Genomic DNA, 20603 nt, shown 5'->3' with positions numbered 1-20603 from the left:
ATCTCACATTAGCCTTAATATATTCCCACTTGTCTAGACTCAGGCATTGCTAATTGTTATACCGCCTTGATCCCCAAGAGATAACATCCAATCAATTAGTCTTATACTGAAAAAAGACTTCAACCTAAACCTTAAAAAATCCACATACAAACCCTATAAGTCGTAAAGTATCTGCTCTGGGCAGGAAGGCAAACTCTTTCATCACTTTGGCATAGATATATGCCATATCTCACTCACAGATGGCTGTCATAACCTCCCTATATACGACAGATATTCCATACGAAGAAGCTATTTTCGGCTCCTTGTTTTGTGCCCTGATCAAATCAGCGAGACAAACCAAGATAGCAACTGCTACAAATGTAGCTACGACCTCACCAACTGCTCTTAAGGTATTCCACTACATTTATATATTTAAGCACACGCATATCCCCACCCTAATTCATTGTCAGCTAATGGTTTATACATCAGAACATCAAAAAAGTACTATTCCAATCAACATATACTTGGCAAAATACGACACCCTATTCTATCAACCAGAATAGGCCAATTTAAAAATTAATCGAGAATCTATTGACTAGAATTAAATCAAACATCAAGCGAAATTAAATCTTTCTTTGATTCACTAAGGTGAGGGATAACTTTCTTGTGTAGCGTCACAACTTCACGATACTGGCTTAGCAACCAATTATTCCAATATTTTTGATTATAAAAACTTAAAATTTGTTTTCTGCCAAATCTACCGAGTGCTGCAAGCCTCTCATCATCATTGATAATGGTATTAATATCCTGAAATAACTTACCAGAAATATAATCTTTTTCACCAACACCACCAAAATTTGAATAGGCCCCCCTGTACCAGTTTTCCTCATCTATAATGCCAATATAACCCTTAGAACCGATAGCAATTACTGGCTTACTACTTCCCATACAGTCTAGAGCACTCCTTCCGGGAGCTATAACTAAGTCTGCCGATTGATAAAGGGTGTTTAGCTTATCTTCCGACTGCCATCCTAAAAAGGTTATGCATTGACGATCAAGAATTTTGTTCAAAGTGTTTGCGGCAGATATCAACTCATCTCTCTCCGAGCCATCACCAGCTACTATCCATTGCCAAGAATCCAACTCCTTCTTACCTTGATCCTTCCAGGCATCTATAACGCATTTAATTATAAATTTTTTATCCGGCCCCATACGACACGTAAAAACAATTATTCGATCATCCTTCCTGATTGGGCTAGAAATCAAATTCCTTAAAAGGCCTACTTTATCCTCTCGACTGATATGGTCACAATAAAAAACATCGGTATTTACTGCATTTGGATATACCAATATTTTATGAAGGTTTTCGACTCGCTTCTTTACAAGGTGATCCCTTACACCAAGACTAACGCAGTAAATACGGCTAAAATCCTCACAATCATCTTCCAAAGAATCAGTATACTTACCATGAATTGTAAGTATTATGGGAATATTTAATATTTTAGCAATACGCTGCCCGATCTCCCTAGAAGCAAAGGGATGTGTATGTATAAGATCGAAATCAAAAGTCTCAGCAATTCGATCGGCCGATGCAAAAGGACTTCTAAAATCGTCTTCAATAACTTCTATGCCATTACTGCGACATTGTTGAGCGAAAGGGCCAGGTTTACACAATATAGTACAGCGCCACCCTTCATTGACAATTGCTCTTGCTTGAGCATATACATGAGAATGAAGTCCACCCAGTGGCGCCATAAAGTAGACAGGGATAAGAATATGCACTACCACCCTCCAAATATAATTGAGATTAACCTTTCAACACATACCCATTCTTTATTTGAAACTTTAAATAGAACACTTTATAGCCTTACAATCAAGCAATACTTGATATATGAAGATACATTGATTTCAGCTTCCTCTAATGCTGAAAAAAGTAAAACTATATCTTAAGCAAATAATTTTAGACTTATTTCAAGCCAGTAAAATTAAAATGAAATTTAGGACATACAATAAAACATTGCTTGCGAAATCTAAAACAGCATCCATCTTTTAATAAAAAATGTCAATCTAGTATCTTTGGCGTAGTTCGTGCACTATGAAATCTCTTTTTAAATCCAACCAAATAAATTTTACTAATTTCCCGTCCAGCATCTGAAGCATATATCCCCGCACTCAACACAATAGTTGCACCAATCAGTGTGAGCTCATCTGGCAGTTCGTCAAATAAAATAAAGCCTATTGCTATAGCCCAAAACAACAAGGTATAGCTAAAAGGCTGCAAAGTTGAAGCCGGAGCATAGGCAAGAGCTTTAATCAATAAGTAATGTCCCATTGCACCAAGCAGCCCATTAAGTATTAATAGTTGCCAGCCAATCGACGTCGGCTCTACCCAGTTAAAGGGAGCAAGCCCACCAAATACAATGAGACCTATAAAGGCCGTATAAAAGACTGTTGTAGCAGAACTATCAAATTGGCTGACACGACGAGAAAGGACTTGATAGGACGCCCATAAAATAGCCCCACTGATCGGTATAACAACATACCAGCTCATAACACCCAATCCAGGGCGAATAATAATCAAAGCACCTATAAAGCCAATAGCAACGGCAATCCAGCTTCTTCGGTCTACCTTCTCCCCAAGAAACCATCCAGCCATTAGAATGGCGAACAATGGGGCCATTGCAGCGATAGCATGGACATCAGCTAATGGCATCATGCTAAAGGCAAGTATAAATACCGTAACCTCAACCACAAGTAAAAGCGACCTTAAAACTTGAGTACCCCAAATATTACTTCGAACTTGCTTGAGATCACCTTTGAGAGAAGCAATAAGTATTACAACAACAAAGAAAAATGCAAATCGGACAGCCATAATTTGCACAATAGGATAGGTTTCAACAAGTAGCTTTCCGACTGCATCCATACCAGCTATACAGAGCATAGCTACAATACTGAGGAATATTCCTCGACCACTTTTTATGCTCAACTCCATATTCCCCAGTTGAAAAAATCAAGTAAACATGATACATCGATTGTTTTTCACTATGCAATAGTGCAGCCCCCTCACTAATGCCAGCCATATATAATCTACTTGCAGGAAGGCCACTCAGACAATGCCCCACATACAAATATGCTTTAAAAACTAATCTATAACCAAACCGTGAGCAGATTCATAAAAAATACCAGTACAGGCCAACCTATCTTCGACAAATAAATATATTGCTGCGACTCTAAATATATTGATAACCTTAAATATTGACTCATCAAAGCCGTACATAAACACAAATGGCGAAGCTACCTGAGAAACTAGTGGCATTAAGCTAGACCAAATGGCCTGCCAACCCAATATTTTCGCAATGTTAATCTGTCATTGTTAGAGAAAACCTGGGGCTGAATATGCCAGAATCGTTGATAAAAAGAATGGAGTTAATATCTAGATTTGTTCTTCATATAATTAAGATTTAAGCAATACAGAAAAAATAGTGACTCCTCTTGACGACCAATTGACGGTATCTCCTTATCTATACAAAAATTCGCGCATTTTTTAGGTCGCACATATCTTCTAAGATTTTTGTTATTTTATTTTGGAGGTTTCCTTCCATTCCTACAGTGGGGAATAATCTATAGCTTTGTCGTACACAAAACGTTAATTTTTTTCTTAGGTAAAATCCAATGGTGAATGTAATAAATTTACTTCTGCTAACGAAGTCAAAGCAACCACACATTCTAATTAAATACCATCTCCATCAACCAACACTACCCACTTTACACCCTCGAACCACTTGGTTTTTCTAACCCCTGGATCGCTTTCTTTGCTGAAGCAACGCTGCCACCCGATAAACCTTCCTCCAAGTTAATCAGGGATCTTTAATTGGGTGCTCGAGAGTTTTAGGCCAAGTCTCCAATTAAGACCCCCAACCAGAAAATGAAGGCTTTTTCAACAAATATTCGGATAGAGGTGATATGGATAGAAGTACTCCCACCTCCCTTCTGAACACAAAACGCACAAGATGTTTTCAAAATATGCACGATCATCAATGGGTTTAGGGCAGCTTTTTACATTTAAATTGGAGAAAGCAAGAATTAATCAATTTCCACTGAGAGTAGGTTAATACTGGCTTAAATCTACTCACACTTATTTATCTTATGTCTCCGTAAGACTATACAAATTGTTAATTTAAAATTATAAAACGGCTTCCAATAAAATCATCTTTGGTACGGTAGAATTCACAAGCGTTGAAAATGGCAATCTGTGGTAAATGCGAGCTCTTTAGTAAATAAGCGCTTAAAATAACAGCATCAATAGTTCTCTATAACTCTCCCGCAGTGCAAAGCCCATTGTCTATCTCTTTACTTTCTTCCCAGGCACCATACTCTAGCATACGTTAATTTCTACTTGATGATTTCTATTTTCAAGCAAAATCCACAACCGAACTCAAGAAGTTTTGATAGGTACATTTACAAAAAGGCACCTTTATACCTGTGAAAGTATGCAGAGTGCCCACTAATACCATAAGTCGTTTAGAATTTTTTAAGCTGGAATAAATTACCCATTCCGTATGCTGAATAAATTTCCTGCATTGCCTCTTCGGTAACTTGATTGATCTTTTCTATCGTAGGGTTCAATCCTGTACCATCAACAGTTGTTCGAAACGGTCGACTTGAAGGCTCTGTCTTCAGTAAGTTCAGAACCGCTTCTGCAACCAATTGTGGGCTCGGGGCATTCTCTGATTCATGGCCCTTCTCTGTACCGGCCCACATTTGCTCAGGGGCATCTGCATACTCACCATAACTCGCAGCCACTTCTTTGTCACTTGCTCTTAACAGGTTTGAGCCAAAATCGGTTCCAAATCCGCCTGGTTGAACAATCAAAGATTGAATACCAAATTGCGCCAGCTCAACGCGATAATTCTCTGCCATTCCTTCTACAGCATGTTTGGTGGCATTATAAGAACCAAGGAAAGGTAATACGAACTTACCTAAAATGCTTGATATCTGAATAATAGTTCCACTGCTGCGCTGTTTCATCTGCGGCAACACTGCACGTATTAAACGCTGAACGCCAAAAACATTGATATCAAAAACCTTTTTAAAGTCCTCGATGGTAAAGCTTTCCTGCCACCCGAGCGTACCGACTCCCGCATTATTAATTAATATATCAATTGGGCCGACTTCTTTAGTTGCTTGAGCAATACCCTTGGCGACGCTCTCATCATCGGTTACATCAATATCGACGACAACGATACCTTTAGCAATAAGCTCATTGGCTACAGAAGCATTGCGGCCACTTGGGTCACGCATAGTGCCGATTACTTTGTAGCCATTATTTGCAAGTGTATTGGCTATTAGATAACCAAAACCACTATTTGAACCAGTAATAAGCGCTGTTTGAGTCATGATTGTCTCCTTAAATTTTGCATCACATCAACTGGTGTAAAGATTAAGAATTGCACGTGCATTAATGAAATTGATTTAATGCATATAGCAATGAATAAAAATAATAGCCACAAAACCAGTACGCAAAAGGCTTCATAAGCCACCCCTATTGATCAGACATTCAATCAGGGGGTTTTGAAAAAAATTAAGAGCAAAGGCCTTCAGCACTAAGAGCCGCACTGGTTATCTATCAGATTTTGCATCTAGTTTTTAGTGGAAAAATAGCTAGACACAACGTGCAGAATAAAAAATCATAAGATATTTTGAATAACCAGCCTAAGGAATGAAAACCTTAAAAGCAGTCATCTAGCACCATACAAGTATAGGACTTAAACAATTAAAAAATTGAATTAAATCCTACCCACATACCATTTAGATAACCCTAGTTATATTTCCCACTAGGAAAGTTGTATTCTCATTGTTTACCCATCTCCGCCTCAAATGCCTCACGGTAGTCGGGGTGCCAACGAGAGAGTGGCGGGCGATTGTTAATAATATCCCCTATGGCCCAGCTCATGCGTTTAACATCAGTTTCACGATCTACGTCATTATCCGGGCAAAGAATGTAAAAATCACCACGCTCGACGCTCTCCAGCATAAAATTGACCACTTGATCCGCAGTCCATGCGCCATCTGGTTTACTAGGGCTACCAATCATACCCGTGTAAGTGAAACCAGGAATTAACAAGTGAGATGAGACCTGGCTTCCAGGTGTATTTCGAATAGAGTGCTGTAACGCCTCCGCAGTAGCTTTTACCGCAGCCTTACTGACGTTGTAAGCCGGATTTCCCGGTGGAGTGGTAATTCCCTGCTTAGATCCGGTCGTAACGATAACAGATGGGCTATTTTGACTGATCATTTCGGGGGCAAATGCATGAATACAATGAATCACACCCCAAAGGTTTGTGTTGATAATCTTATTCCAACCATCTAAATTCTCCCAACTTCCATTTTTAACAACAGTTCCTGCGTTATTAAAAAGAAAGTTGATACGACCGAATTCTTGTTTAACTTGATCTTTGAGCGCTAGTACCGAGCTAAAATCACTCACATCGGTTTCTACTATTAAAGTATCATTTGGTAGAGCGCGCTTAGCTTCTTCCAGTTTTTCTTTGTTAACATCTGCTAAACAAATCTTCATCCCTCTTTTTGATAGGGCCTTTGCTGCCGCAAAACCTATTCCGCTGGCACCACCAGTAATAACTGCAACATTATTCGACTGAAAGATAGTAGATGTGCTCATTGGGATTCCTGGATTATCGTCAAAGACATAAATTAGAGTTTGTGGAATACGGTATTAATACTGCTCCTTCAGGCATAGGCTTTTTACCGAAATCATTCTTTACAGCCTTGGGACTCTCAATGGAGTTTTGCCTGAAGAAGCCTGCTACTAAGATAGACGACTATTTCATCAATTTTAGAAGCTCTTGAGCAACAGCAATGGAGGATTTGTTGTTCTGGCCTGTTACCAGTTCACGATCAACAACTACATGCGGCTGCCAATCTTCTTTGCTACGGGAGTAATTACCACCGGCATTGGTGAGTGCATTTTGAGGCCAGTAGAACAGCTCATCACCACCTAAGTAGTATTGAGTAGCTACAGCTTCTTCTGAGTTACTAAAAGAGGTCATTTTGTAACCGTCATATACCCAGCCCTTGGCAGCTTTAGTTTTCTTACCGGCTTTCATTTGGGTTTCAAATTCAGAGCTGTTAGGCAAAGCGGACAACAGCGCAACTGGGCCATGACACACTAAACCGGTAGGCTTGGACTCAGCGTTAAAATGACGTAAGAAACTGCCCAATTGATCATTGGATACCAAGTCACCTAAAGGTGCATGACCCCCAGGTACAAACAGCGCATCAAAATTCTCTATACCGATTTGCTCAATGCGAGCAAAGCTAACTACTGGGCTGTGATCTTTGTCAGTCAGCATTAGCTGGTTGAGTAACGCTTTATGGGCATTGTAGTTTTCTTGACTAGTATCCAAGAAATGGTCAGGCGTGTCTGAAACCGGGTCCAGTGTCGGTGCCAGCCCCATCGGGGTAGCGAATGTTATTGTGTGGCCAGCTTCCATCATCAACTTGACCGGCTCCATAAGCTCATTCAAATAGAAGCCCGTTTTGTAGTCACTACCACCCTTCAGCTTCATTTCTGACACGTCTGACATCACAACCAGAACGTTATCTGCCACCGCCAGTGGGCTGACTAGCAATGCTGCCATCGCAAGCAGTTTCTTCAAGTTCATAATCACTTCCTCGAAATTAGGGTTGAATCAATTGAAGTGGCGACAGAATAGGACCCCAGGCTTCATTACTGAAATTAATTAACCTAATATAGGCATGAGCATAACTAATGGCTGAGACTGGTTAGAATGGGCAATATTTCGGACATTGAGCTGAACCAACTAAGGCTCCTGCAGATTATATTTGAGACCCGAAACCTGACCCGGGCTGGTGAGCGTGCAGGGCTAACGCAGTCTGCGGTAAGCCATACGCTGAAGAAACTCCGCCACAGTTTTGATGACTCGCTAGTCATAAGGCAAGGCAATCAACTGGTACTGACTCCAAGGGCTGAGTCCCTACAAACACCGTTAAGTCGCTGGCTAAGTGATTTTGAGCGGAATATTTTAAATCAAGAAGAATTCAATCCTGAAAGTACGCAGCGCACTTTTTATATCGCGACGAGCGACCTGGTGGAGCAAAGCATCGCTCCCCCCCTAATAGCATTACTGCAAAAAGACGCTCCGAGAGTTCAGGTTATTTTTATAAAGTTAGATAAGCACAGGATCGCCAACCAGATTGAGAGTGGTGAGGCGGATCTTTCTATCAGTGTTATGGAATCAAGTCATCCAAGCCTGATAGTAAAAACCTTGTATAAAGACTCTTTTGTCTCAGCGGTAAGAAATAATCATCCATTTTTGAAAGACAAGAAAAATGTTCATAGTTTTTGTCAATATCCGCATATTATGGCAGGCACGGGGAGAGATAACCGCGGAACAGTTGACAAGGCACTAGAAGAAATTGGCTTATCCAGAAATGTTCAATTTAAAGTAGCGAATTTTTCCAGTGCGCCCTACATCGTAGAATGCAGTGACGGAATCCTCACCGCACCAAGAAAATTTATCCAGTCTATTACCGGCAAATTCAATATTGTGCATTTTACTCCACCTGTCACCCTCCCCCAATACTCTATGAAAGCCTATTGGAACTTAAAAAATAAGGATGATCCGGCAAATAAATGGTTGAGGGAAAAGATCGTGGAAGTTGCTCGTATTGAATACTAGTTTCAAGTAAGTTTAGTTTTAACCATCTTAATTAGTGCATCAAGTATTGATGCTTTATTATGTGTGGTTACAATCAGTGAAACCTCTCAAATCTTTAGTTTATAAATTGATATCGTTATCAAGAGGCCGCCGAGAACCTTTTGGCGGCCTCCACCTTACGCACACATCACCTTCCTCCAGGGTACCTTTCGAATATCACACCTGATTTTAGGGGTCGTTATTTGCTGTCTGCAATTCTCTAATGACCTATCCGGATAGGAATCTCTGCAGTATTCAGCAAGTAACTCACTTGCTTTTTCCGGTCTGGAAAAATAGACAACACCGACTATCAATATCATAACTACCACTACAACTTTCATAAATTAGGTCTTTAGAATATTGAGACTACAAATATTTCCGCTTGTGGATTGATTTTCAAATGCATAAACCAGCTGGAAAATTTGCGCTAGATATCGCTGCCTATGCAGTAATGGGCAATCACCACCACATCGCACTCTATATCGACAACGAGATAGTACTGAATATGTCAGGCACCCAGCCAAGACACTTTGAGATTCGAATCCCATAGTTACTGGTGATTTCTCTCCCAACTAGATCGCCCACCTTTCTTTACTACCTATTGATTTTCCCACTTGGAATTGAACATATCCGAGATTGCTCAAAGTTCTGTATACGTCCTCTCTAGTTGGAGACCATCCAAACAGAGAGGATTCATATCATAATACTTTTTTAAACCTCAAGAGTTGCGTGCTCTCTAAATTTTTCAAGATCCTCGCTCAAAAAAAGGTTCAGTGGAAAATATATTAAGTACTGCACAGAAAAGTAAATAAAGGGAACTAGAATGGCTCCCTAATTTTACTTTTTCAATATTGTGAAGTGGCCCACAAGTTTCCACATTGCATTCGATTTAAATAATGTATCTTCGAGCAGACTATGGATAAGCTATTTAGCAAGAAAGTTTTGGCATTGGCGCTTACTGTTGTATTGGCCTCTTGCAGCGGCGGTGGAGGCTCCTCTTCGGATTCCGACCCAGTCCCACCCACAGGGGGAGATGGTAGTGGCCAGGGCTCAGGAAGCGGCACTGGTGGCAGCGGATCAGGTAGCACTACACCACTTCCAGACAATGAACCCGGCACAGTGACTGTTGGCGATATTGAAACTGCAGACTTGGGATTTGCCCGAATCACTTCTCGGGATATCACCCTACCGAATGGCCAACCCAATGCCCAAGAGGTTCACGGGCTCCCACACTATATTGCCAGAACAGACAGCACCCAGGACGACACCCTAAAGTCGGTCCCCATGCGAAGTTACACAGCTGCCTGCGCAACTGACACCGACAAACCTCGAATGTTTGTTTCCAAGACCCTAAGCGAGGGTAGTGGAGATAATGAAGTCACTTATGGCACTGTTTATGAGCTGCAATATAACCCAGAGACTTCAAGCTTCGATCAAACCGGTAACACAACGATACTAAAACAATGCTACGAGTCGCACGGTATTGCGGCCAGCTCGGATTGCTCCCGTGTTGCGGTCTTGTGCAACACAGAATACCAAGCCAACAATCGTTATGAGGTGCAGGGTGACTTGGTAGAGCAATACGGTAGCGACTGGATGAAAATGGAAGACAATATCGGTCCTATCGATGCCCGAATCGAAAGGGACATCGGCCTGATGATTTCAACCAATCATAGTCAGTACATCGGCTACTTTACTGATCATCCCACCCTAACATTTGAGGACTTCCTCCCTGGGCTTAAAGCTAAATTCCCAGAGACCGATTTTGGTGATTCTCCATCCTTTAAGACCATTAAAGGGAAAGAGATGCAAGAGGAGATGGCTTATATCGTCGATCAGCTCTCTGAAGCCGACTATAACGCGATGGTCGAGTACATTCGTGAGAGAGGTTATAAATATAACGACCAGATCTGGCTCATGGAGTGGGACGATCAACCACTCAGTGAAAAGCCTACGGCCTATGTTGTGAACAAGATGCACGGTGGTGGCCATGCCGGAGCCCAGGAGCTAATCTATGTGGACAATGATAGCCAAGGCCGCACCAGCTATGCCTTCTCCGTAACAGCGCGAGTATTTGACGGCAGCTATGGTGGCTCCCACTACTCTGCAGGAATGACGGTTATTGATCGAGATAACTGGTCCCTAAACATGAGTGGAAGTAATAATAGAGGTTGGTATTGGCTTTGTGGCTATGGCCACGTATTAAACATTCGCGCCTTCTATAATCCAGGTAATGAAAGGTATGGAGCAATTTGTACCAGCGATGGCGGAAAATATAATCAGTCTCGCGGGTTAAACACTATTGCGATCAAAATGGAGGATACTTCCTCTACCAGTAGATTTGAAGGAAGTTACAATTACCTTGTTCCCTCCGACAATGCATTCTTCTCCAATGGCGGTGGGCACACGGTAGTGCCGGTTGATAAAGACACAAATCTATCGCTTATCGTCTCCCCCAAGTATATTGATGACGAGGAAATGAATCGCTTCCTACAAAGTGAATACGGCATTGATACAAGTAGTGGCGGCCCCTTTGATGAGCAGTGTTCAGATAGTACGAATTGCTTCTTCTCCTATATGTCAAGCAACAGCAACCCAACCATCTCCAGGCAGGGCCTACGCGGAGGTGATGCCCTGGACGCCTCTTCTTTAACCCGTATTGGTATCGCCAAAGTCGATGGTAACGGCAGTATCGAGGGGCAAGGCTTTAAATGGCTGGTAGAAGAGCCCGACTGTCAAATCAGTGATCCTCAACTTATTGATTTGAAAAATGGTCGCTACCTGTTTGGCTACGCACAATTTCAGTGTATCTCTGATAACCTATCGTACAACCGAAGTTCAGCGAAGAATGGCGCAATGCGTATGCTAGTCCCCAAGGCCTATTATGTTATGGAGATTGACGCAGACCTCAATGTATTAGAAGGGCCAGTAAAACTAACCAAGTTTGGTTGGGGTGGCCTGGATGAACCCATTTTCCTTGGCAACGGTAAAGTAGCTTGGTCATACATCAAGAACCCCACCTATGATAATTACGGTGGCGGCAAGCAGAATATTTGGCAAGCGATGATTTACCATTCAAACAGTGTCAATTAATCTAGTTATTGAGCGATCATTATCGTGTTAAAAAATGGAGAGCCTTGCTCTCCATTTTTAATGAACAACAACCTAAGTAGTTTCAAAGTAGTTAAGGTTAATACTCCGCAACAGAAGAAAATGCTTGGTACTGACTCAAGAATATACCTCCAGATAATTTCTGCAGAAAACTACTTCTCTCCAGGCAATCCATCACAGGCCCCTTAACTTCCGATAGATGCAGTTGAATTTCTCTGTCCAATAGATTGCTATTAATAGACTCAAGTACCTCCAGGGCACTCCAATCTATTTCATTCACTGCGCTGCACATCAGAATGACATGTTTTACCTGTGAGTTATTGGCAAGGCCGGTATAGATACGGTCTTCCAATACGCCGATATTGGAGAAGATTAAGCGACCATCTACGCGGAAGGTGAGAATCTCGGGAACGGTTTTTACCTGGTGCCGGTGAATATTACGGAAGTGCTCGGTACCCTCCACCAAGCCCACTTCGGCGATATGGGGTTTGGAAGCACGATAGATAAACAATAATAAGGATGCACCAACACCACAAGCTACACCGGGTTCGACGCCCATTAGCAGGGTAACGGCAATTGTTAGGGTAACGGCAATAAAGTCTGCTTTAGCAAAGTGCCAGGTTTTACGCAGGATGGAGAAATCCACCAGGGAGAGAACCGCAACAATAATGGTGGCGGCTAGTGTGGTTTTCGGTAAGTAATATAGAAAAGGAGTTAAAAAGAGTGCAGCCAGGGCGATACCCAATGCGGTAAACAGGCTGGCAAATTGTGTCTGCGCCCCCGCTGCATCATTCACCACCGAGCGGGAGAAACCACCGCTCACCGGGAAACCGCCAGAAATGCCTGAGCTTATATTGGCCATCCCTAGGGCAACCAATTCCTGGTTGCTATCAATTCTTTGCCTGCGCTTGGCGGCCAAGGTTTTGGCCACCGATATAGATTCTACATAGCCAATAATGGCAATCATTAGTGCGGGCACAAATAAAGATTGCAGCAGCGGCAGTGAGAGGTGCGGCAGTGATAGGGGCGGTAACCCAGCAGGAATAGCGCCTACCAAGGCCACTTGATGTGCTTCAAAATTTATGGAGATGGATAAGACGATAGTTACCAGTACACCCACTACTGGGGCCGCCTTGGCAAACAGCTCGGCATTGCTGCTAGACGAGCCCATTTTCTCCAGCCATTTTGCAGCAAGGGCCCTACTCCAGTAGAGAAAAATCAGCACCCCTACTCCGGTGATCAAAGCAAGGCTATTGATACTGTTCAGGTTCTGCCATAGTGATAGCAGCAGCTCCGGTGCGGTATCACCCTGGGCGGCCACCCCCAATAAATGCCGCAACTGGCTGAGGGCTATCAGTAATGCCGAAGCCGTAATAAAACCAGAGATCACCGGGTGGGAGAGAAAGTTCGCCAGCATGCCGAGGCGTAATGTACCCAGCAGAAAAAGTATTCCCCCGGAAAGCAGTGCCAGCGCGGCGGCAGCGCTCAGGTAGTCCACCTCGCCCGTGGCGGTGACCTCTCCCAGGGCGGCGGCGCTCATCAGTGAGATCACCGCGACCGGCCCCACAGACAACGTACTACTGGAACCAAAAATACCGTAAACCACCAGCGGTACCATGCTCGCATAGAGGCCGACTTCCGCCGGCAGGCCCGCCAGCAGGGCATAGGCAAGAGATTGGGGAATCAGTAGCACTGTGACAATTGCGGCGGCGAGCAGATCGCGGTTTAAGGTGCGGCGGTTATAGGATTGAAAAGTAGTGAGGATGGGAAACCATCGGGAGAGTTGCTGCATAACCTTGGTTCACCTTCCACTCTGTTGTTTAACAACGTCGGTATCTCCCGCTTTATCACGGCACATCACGGGCATTTAACTGCGGCACACTTTCACAACTGTGCCGCAATTCTGGGTATGACCTAGCCGGCCATTGAAATGTCTTTATTAGGGCTCAATAGCAACCAGCGCGGCACTGACATCGAAGCCGGCCATCTGCGCTTGGCCGAACAAATGTTTTTTATCTGCGCCCATTAAAACTTTGGCGCCAGCCCACACCTGGCTGGAACGATTGCCGGTACGACAAAATACATGGATTTTTTCGCCGCCCTGCAATACATCACGAAAGACCTCACAGTGTTCCCGCGTCATTCGCCCACGGGTAAAAGGGATCGCAATAAAACGCAAGCCGGCGTCCTGGGCGGCCCGCTCCATAGCTTTGTAACTGGGGTGTACTTCACTCTCCCCCTCCGGGCAATTGCAAACCACCACCCGTACACCACTCTGTGCCAACGGTGCCATTGCCTCACAGGTAATATGTTCAGAAACACTCACCTGTTCATCTAACTTTTTAATATTCATAGTCGTCTCGAAATGACAGCAGTCCTCATTAAAATAGAACTACAGCGCTGGGATTAACTGGTTTTTTACAGCTGATTCAGCGGCACTTTTAAATAAACAGTGCCATTGGATTCCGCCGGGGGAAGTTGCCCTGCACGGATGTTGACCTGCACCGAGGGAATAATCAGCCGCGGCATAGGCAGACTGGCATCGCGCTTTTTACGGATTGCCACAAATTCGCTTTCACTAATGCCGTCGCGCAGGTGGATATTCTCGCGGCGCTGAGCACCCACCGTGGTTTCACACTGATAGTCCCGCTCGTCTTGCGGCGGGTAATCGTGACACATGAACATGCGGGTTTCGTCCGGCAGAGATAATATTTTTTTCACCGACAAATACAACTGCGCGGCATCGCCACCGGGAAAATCACAACGGGCACTGCCCACGTCGGGCATAAACAGGGTGTCCCCCACAAACAGGGCATCGCCGATCAGCCAGGCCATATCCGCCGGCGTGTGGCCGGGGCTATAAATTACCTGCGCCTCTAGTGCCCCCACCTGAAAAGTTTCACCATCTTTGAATAGGTGATCGAACTGACTGCCATCGGCAAGGAACTCCCGCTCCAGATTAAAGACCTCACGAAAAATCTTCTGTACCTGGCAAATCTGCTCACCAATGGCGATGCGCCCACCCAATTGCTCCCGTAGGAAAGGGGCTGCAGAGAGATGGTCGGCATGGGCGTGGGTTTCCAGTATCCATTCCAGGGTGAGGTTCTTTTCGCGGATAAACGACACTACCGCCTGAGCGCCCTTGCTGCTGGTGCGCCCAGATGCCGCGTTAAAGTTAAGCACGGCATCCACCACCGCGGCCGAGCCGCCGTCCCTGTCATACACCACATAGCTCCAGGTTTCGGTCTCCTTGTCTAGGAATGGCTGCACCTGGGTGCCTTGCTCTAACTGCGACATTTTATGCCCTCCAAATTTCACTACCAGAACAATATACATTTTGATAATATATAAAACAATATATTATTGATCTGTAAATTATTGCCAGGCCAAGTTCATGCCCGATACCACAAACCTCGACTTAGACAAGATGCGTGATTCCGCCGGCCAAGCCGCGGCCATGCTGCGCTCCCTGGCCAACCAAGACCGCTTGCTGCTGCTGTGCCAGCTCAGCCAGGAAGAACTAAATGTAGGCGAACTTGAGGAGCGTCTGGGGCTTCGCCAACCCAGTCTTTCCCAACAATTGGGGGTCCTGCGCCGCGAGGGGCTGGTAGATACCCGTCGGGAGGGCAAACACGTCTATTACCGGGTAGCCGACCCACGGGTAATGGCCCTTTTACAAACTCTCTACCAACTCTACTGCGCGGAGTAACCCCATGACCATCGACTGGACTGCTTTCACCCCAGCCACAGCACTCGCCGGCGGCGCTCTTATCGGCCTAGCCAGCATTCTGTTACTGATGTTTAACGGCCGCATCGCCGGTATCTCTGGCGTTTTGGGCGGCCTGCTGGAGGGCAACCCCGGTATCGGCTGGCGCCTGGCTTTTGTTATCGGATTGTTGGCTGCGCCGCTGGCCTGGCAATTATTTTTTGTCCTGCCACCCATAGAAATTGAAGCCGGCTACCCCACCCTAATCGCAGCCGGTCTACTGGTGGGCTTTGGCACTCGCTTGGGCTCCGGCTGCACCAGCGGCCACGGGGTTTGCGGTCTTTCCCGCCTCTCCCAGCGCTCTCTGGTCGCCACGCTGGTATTTATGGCTGCGGGTTTTGTCACTGTTTACGTTGTACGCCACCTGCTGGCCGCTTAAGCGAGGATCGAATTATGAAAACCACTTTTACTGCACTGCTGGCGGGTTTGATCTTTGGCCTCGGGCTACTGTTATCTGGCATGGCCAACCCGGAAAAAGTCCTCGGATTTTTGGATATTGCCGGCGCTTGGGACCCCTCCCTGGCTTTGGTGATGGCTGGTGCCATCGCCGTGAGCCTGCCCGCTTTCCAATTATTTAAAGGCCGCAGCCAATCCCTGTTGAAGCAAACCATACAGCTGCCGACAAATAATCATATTGATCGCCGCCTGCTGCTTGGCGGCCTGATGTTTGGTGCCGGCTGGGGGCTGGCGGGCTTCTGCCCCGGCCCGGCCATTGTGGCGAGTGGTGCCGGGCAGGAAAAAGCTCTGATATTCACCCTGGCTATGCTGGCCGGTATGGGGATTTTCAGACTCAGTGCCGGCAAGATGGTCCCGGCGCAAGGTTAAGGCCAAAGACTGTGGGCGGCGACTGCTACGAATAACCCGCGCCGCCGCAGCGGTCTATCTTGTTGTTTCAGGGCGCTCGCACAGCGGGTGCCGATACCCAAAAGATAAAGGTATGCGTGCGCACCAGCTGATCCCCTCCTGGCTGAAAAACTACCAGCCCAAGTGGCTGATAGGGGATGCCGTGGCCGCAATCCTCGCCAGCATGATGCTGGTTCCCCAGGCCCTGGCCTATGCGGCCCTGGCCGGCCTACCCCCCTACCTGGGCCTCTACGCAGGCCTGTTACCCCTGGTGGGCTATGCCCTGTTTGGCTCCAGCTCGGTACTCTCTGTAGGGCCCGTGGCAATACTGGCCCTGATGACCGCATCCGCCCTCACCCCCATCGCCACACCCGGCAGTGCCGAATATATCAACGGAGCCATACTGCTGGCCCTGCTCAGCGGGATCATGCTGCTGCTAATGGGCTTTCTCGGCCTCGGCAGCCTCTCCAACCTGCTGAGCCTGCCGGTGGTCAACGGCTTCGTCTCTGGCGCCGCGGTGCTGATCATTGCAGGGCAAATAGCTCCCCTGCTCGGCACCAAGAGTGAGGGCCACACGGCCCTGGAGATACTATTGAGCACCATAGACAACAGCCCCATGAGCGACCCGGATGCAGCATTAATGGGGCTGATCGCTCTGTTCAGCCTGGTTATCGCACGCCTCGGGCTCCCCCTGTTACTGCGTACATTGGGCGTTGAGCGCACACGGGCAAAGCTGCTATCGCGCCTGGCGCCCATGCTGGTTGTACTGCTTTCTATCGCCCTTACCGCCATCTTTCACTGGGAGCAGGATTTACCCGTGGTGGGCGAAATTCCCGCGGGCCTGCCGGACTTCACGCTGCCGGTTTTTAACCCCACCATGATTTATCAGCTGCTGCTGCCAGCCCTGATTATCGCCCTGATCGGCTTTGTCGAAAGCCTCTCGGTAGCCCATACCATCGCCCTGCGGCGGGGGGAGAAGCTCGACGCCAATGCAGAGTTACGCGGCCTCGGCACCGCCAATCTCCTCAGCGCTTTTTCCGGTGGGTTTGCGGTAACCGGCAGCTTTGCGCGCACCGCAGTGAACGATGAGGCCGGGGCGAGATCACCACTGAGTGGCGTTATCGCCGCAATATTTATTGCCCTGGTACTGCTTTACGCCACCAAGGTATTCACCGAACTGCCGGTGTGCGTTTTGGCTGCAACGATTATTGTCGCGGCAGCCAATCTGATCGATTTGCGTGCGCTGGCGCACCACTGGCACTACGACCGCACCGATGGTCTGGCCATGGGTGGCACCCTGTTGGGCGTTATATTGTTTGGTGTTGAGGCCGGTATCGGCCTGGGTGTGGGGCTCTCTTTCGCCACCCTAATCTGGCGCGCTAGCCGCCCCCATATCGCCGTGGTGGGGCGCGTTCCCGGCACCGAGCACTTTCGCAATGTGCTGCGTTACACGGTAAAAACCCAACCAGATACCCTTTTCCTGCGCATCGATGAAAACTTGTTTTTCAGCAATATCAGCGCGATTGAAGACCGCCTGTTTGCGGAAGTACAGCGGCAGAAAAGCCTGCACGACCTGGTATTGATCCTTTCTTCGGTCAACCGTATCGACAGCACCGCCATTGAGCGCTTGCAACAAGTCAACCAAGATTTGCTCGAGCGCAATATCCGTCTGCACCTGGCAGAGGTAAAGGGCCCTGTTCTGGACCGGTTGGGGCGCTCCAAGCTGCTACAGGAATTAACCGGCCGGGTTTTTCTCTCCGCCTATATCGCCGAGCTGGCCCTGCGCCATCACAATATCCATGACGACGGCCAAACCAACACACCGCCCTCCCCCGCCGACCCCACTTGATCCATCACCTGGTAAACTTGTCTGCCACCACCAATCACTGGCAAAATATCCAGTATTTGGGCGAAGGACACCATGGCTGGCGATACACTGACACAGGAACAGCAGGCCATTGCGGATCACTCCGGTGGCCATGCCAAAATTATTGCCGTGGCCGGTTCCGGAAAAACCACCGCCCTGCTGCACTACGTAAAGAATCGCCTGGATGCCGGCACGCCTGCCGCCCAGCTGCTGGTATTGATGTACAACCGCAGCGCGCGGGAAGATTTCGAACGCCGTATGGGCCAGCTGGCCAGCAACCATACCCCGGCAGTGCACACCTTTCACAGCATCGGCTACCGCCTCTACCAGCGCATGATTGCCAGCGGCCATATCGCCGCAGCGAATCTCAGCCCCCTGTCACAATCCAGCGTACAGCTACAAATCTGGAAGGCCATCGAGGAGTGTTCTCCCACCCATGAGCTGGAAGAAATTCGCGAACGCAAGCAGTCGGAAATCGAGGCCGCAGAATTTTTTATCGACTACAGTAAAACCCTTCTCTGCGGCGAACACAGCGCGCTCAAGGAACTAAAACTCGGCGACGAATACGGTTATTTTTTACAAGTATTTCGCACCTTTGAAGATTGGCGCCGCAGCCAGGCGGCCGTGACCTACGCCGACTTAATTTACGACCCGGCAAAATTACTCCATGAAAAGCCGGAGCTGGCACAACAATACGGTGGAAATTTTGAAGATATCCTGGTGGACGAGTACCAGGACATCAATGAGATACAGCACTTTCTGTTGCGAGTGCTGCACGGCGGCAATGGCAATGTGATCGCCATTGGCGATCCCGACCAGACCATTTATGAGTGGCGCGGCTCCAAGCCGGAATTCCTGCTCAAATTATTCGACCAGGATTTTCCGCCGTCTCACATTTACCACCTGAGCCGTACTTTTCGTTACGGGCATCAGCTGTCCCTGGCCGCTAACCACTTTATTGAGAACAACCGCGATCGTGCCGAGATTTTTTGTGTTTCCGCCGATGGCGAGCGGCAAACTCCAATTGAACAAATAAACACCGACAAGGAAGGCCACTGGCTGGTAGAACACTTGCGCCGCTGCCAACAGCAGGGCCAATCTTTAGCCGGTATCGCTATATTGGTGCGCCTCTGGTCCATTGCCGCACCACTGGAACTGGCGCTGCTGGCCAACAGCATCCCCTACCATTCCGCCAGCCGCAACACAGTGCTATCGCGCCGTGAACTGCGGCCACTGTTCTGGAGCCTGAATATCGCCTCGGGCCGTTTTAGCGAACTCTCTCCCAAACGGCGCCAGCAAGGATTGTACGAATGGCTCACCGCGCCGCATGTGCGCATCCCGCGCAAAGTACTTGAACCCCTCTGTGCCACCCTCGCCACACAAGAGAAAGGCTGGGGCAAACAGCTGCTTGCGCAACTGCCAGAGACCCTGAGCAAACCGCAGGCCAAGCGCCTGCGCCAAAGAGCGGAGCTTTTGATACAAATAGAGAGCTGGCGTGGCCACGCCGGCGAGCTACTGCGCCGGCATATTGGCGAGCTGGAACTCCTCAGCGGTATTGCCGAAGACGCCTTCACCCGCCAGCAGGGTGAGGAGAGGCAGCAAACTATTCTGGCCTTCTGCCAATATCTGGATACCCTCAAGCAACCTCCGGCAGAAGCCTTGGCGCACCTGCAAGAACTACAACGGCAACACCGCGAGGGCGAGCAGACTGCCGCGGAGGCTATCCAAATTACCACCATGCACCAGGCCAAAGGGCTGGAGTGGGACCAGGTTATTATTCCCACCCTCTCCCAGCACAATATGCCCTACCAGTCCCAGCGGGATTTCAGCACCCCCGCCTCCCTGGAAAGTGAGCGCCGCCTAATGTACGTGGCCATGACGCGGGCAAAGTCCAAACTATTTCTGCTGGCCCCCACCGAGGAGGCCAAACGCAAAGATCCCGAGGCCGCACAGCCCTCGCTGTTTATCGACGAAATGCAGTTGCCCCTCAGCCAGCTGATGGCGCAATGCCTGCGCGGGCGCCCCGAACATATCCATACCGATATCCCGGTCTCCCGCCAGGCCCTGCGCTACCTAGAGGCCTGCGACTACAATCCAACCCTCAGCGCACCCGCCGCCCCCATACGCAAGCCCACCCAAGGCGAAGCCCTGCGCCACAACAAGCTCGGCCAAGGGCGGGTTTTAAAATGGGAGGATCAGCGTGTGGAAGTGCAGTTCAGCGATGGTAAAACACGGCGCTTCGACTGGGACACCCTGGCCCGCTATTTGGTGTAGCGCTTGGCAAGATCAGTATGTATAG

The 20603-nt window shown here is 47.5% G+C and carries 16 protein-coding genes; 8 read left to right on the top strand and 8 right to left on the bottom strand.

Annotated features, from left to right (window positions below; translation table 11 throughout):
• Positions 1–585 precede the first annotated feature (585 nt).
• The 5 genes from ACJJIC_RS11120 to ACJJIC_RS11100 form a co-directional block, all read right to left on the bottom strand.
• Positions 586–1761 (bottom strand): glycosyltransferase family 4 protein, encoded by a 1176-nt coding sequence (locus ACJJIC_RS11120; RefSeq protein ID WP_445356921.1) that lies wholly within the window; start codon positions 1759–1761, stop codon positions 586–588.
• 280 nt (positions 1762–2041) lie between these two features.
• Positions 2042–2965, bottom strand: coding sequence for a DMT family transporter (locus tag ACJJIC_RS11115; RefSeq protein WP_444909941.1), 924 nt, complete (start codon positions 2963–2965; stop codon positions 2042–2044).
• A gap of 1535 nt (positions 2966–4500) precedes the next feature.
• Complete coding sequence (locus ACJJIC_RS11110) at positions 4501–5376, bottom strand: SDR family oxidoreductase (RefSeq protein ID WP_444909942.1); 876 nt, start codon at positions 5374–5376, stop codon at positions 4501–4503.
• A 454-nt stretch (positions 5377–5830) separates the two neighbouring features.
• The gene (locus tag ACJJIC_RS11105; protein WP_445356920.1) at positions 5831–6658 is read right to left on the bottom strand and encodes an SDR family NAD(P)-dependent oxidoreductase; all 828 of its coding nucleotides are present in this window, start codon (positions 6656–6658) and stop codon (positions 5831–5833) included.
• 160 nt (positions 6659–6818) lie between these two features.
• The gene (locus ACJJIC_RS11100; RefSeq protein ID WP_445356919.1) at positions 6819–7661 is read right to left on the bottom strand and encodes a type 1 glutamine amidotransferase domain-containing protein; all 843 of its coding nucleotides are present in this window, start codon (positions 7659–7661) and stop codon (positions 6819–6821) included.
• A gap of 126 nt (positions 7662–7787) precedes the next feature.
• On the opposite strand from ACJJIC_RS11100, the gene ACJJIC_RS11095 reads away from it, so the two are divergent.
• From ACJJIC_RS11095 to ACJJIC_RS11085, 3 genes are all read left to right on the top strand, one after another.
• A complete protein-coding gene (locus tag ACJJIC_RS11095; RefSeq protein ID WP_445356918.1) occupies positions 7788–8699 on the top strand; it encodes a LysR family transcriptional regulator in 912 nt (303 codons plus the stop codon).
• A 418-nt stretch (positions 8700–9117) separates the two neighbouring features.
• Positions 9118–9267: a hypothetical protein gene (locus tag ACJJIC_RS11090; protein ID WP_445356917.1), complete on the top strand. Its 150-nt coding sequence runs from the start codon at positions 9118–9120 to the stop codon at positions 9265–9267.
• 365 nt (positions 9268–9632) lie between these two features.
• A complete protein-coding gene (locus ACJJIC_RS11085) occupies positions 9633–11810 on the top strand; it encodes a hypothetical protein (RefSeq protein ID WP_445356916.1) in 2178 nt (725 codons plus the stop codon).
• 97 nt (positions 11811–11907) lie between these two features.
• On the opposite strand, the gene ACJJIC_RS11080 is transcribed toward ACJJIC_RS11085, so the two are convergent.
• From ACJJIC_RS11080 to ACJJIC_RS11070, 3 genes are all read right to left on the bottom strand, one after another.
• Positions 11908–13620: a SulP family inorganic anion transporter gene (locus ACJJIC_RS11080; RefSeq protein WP_445356915.1), complete on the bottom strand. Its 1713-nt coding sequence runs from the start codon at positions 13618–13620 to the stop codon at positions 11908–11910.
• 147 nt (positions 13621–13767) lie between these two features.
• The gene (locus tag ACJJIC_RS11075; RefSeq protein ID WP_445356914.1) at positions 13768–14181 is read right to left on the bottom strand and encodes a protein tyrosine phosphatase family protein; all 414 of its coding nucleotides are present in this window, start codon (positions 14179–14181) and stop codon (positions 13768–13770) included.
• 65 nt (positions 14182–14246) lie between these two features.
• Positions 14247–15125 carry an MBL fold metallo-hydrolase gene (locus ACJJIC_RS11070; protein ID WP_445356913.1) on the bottom strand — a complete coding sequence of 293 codons (879 nt, stop codon included), beginning with the start codon at positions 15123–15125 and terminating at the stop codon, positions 14247–14249.
• A 97-nt stretch (positions 15126–15222) separates the two neighbouring features.
• Between ACJJIC_RS11070 and ACJJIC_RS11065 the strand changes: the two genes are divergently transcribed.
• The 5 genes from ACJJIC_RS11065 to ACJJIC_RS11045 all read left to right on the top strand — a co-directional run bounded on the left by ACJJIC_RS11065 (position 15223) and on the right by ACJJIC_RS11045 (position 20578).
• The gene (locus ACJJIC_RS11065; protein ID WP_252082221.1) at positions 15223–15537 is read left to right on the top strand and encodes an ArsR/SmtB family transcription factor; all 315 of its coding nucleotides are present in this window, start codon (positions 15223–15225) and stop codon (positions 15535–15537) included.
• Positions 15538–15541: 4 nt separating this feature from the next.
• Complete coding sequence (locus ACJJIC_RS11060; protein ID WP_252082222.1) at positions 15542–15973, top strand: YeeE/YedE family protein; 432 nt, start codon at positions 15542–15544, stop codon at positions 15971–15973.
• 14 nt (positions 15974–15987) lie between these two features.
• Positions 15988–16419: a DUF6691 family protein gene (locus ACJJIC_RS11055; RefSeq protein WP_445356912.1), complete on the top strand. Its 432-nt coding sequence runs from the start codon at positions 15988–15990 to the stop codon at positions 16417–16419.
• A 112-nt stretch (positions 16420–16531) separates the two neighbouring features.
• Entirely contained in the window at positions 16532–18286 is a 1755-nt protein-coding gene (locus ACJJIC_RS11050; protein ID WP_445356911.1) for a SulP family inorganic anion transporter, read from the top strand.
• Positions 18287–18358: 72 nt separating this feature from the next.
• Positions 18359–20578 (top strand): ATP-dependent helicase, encoded by a 2220-nt coding sequence (locus tag ACJJIC_RS11045; RefSeq protein WP_445356910.1) that lies wholly within the window; start codon positions 18359–18361, stop codon positions 20576–20578.
• The last annotated feature ends 25 nt before the right edge of the window (positions 20579–20603 follow it).

Source organism: Microbulbifer mixtoriginis (SeqCode), assembly GCF_052468275.1.
This window is presented reverse-complemented; position numbering and strand designations above follow the sequence as displayed.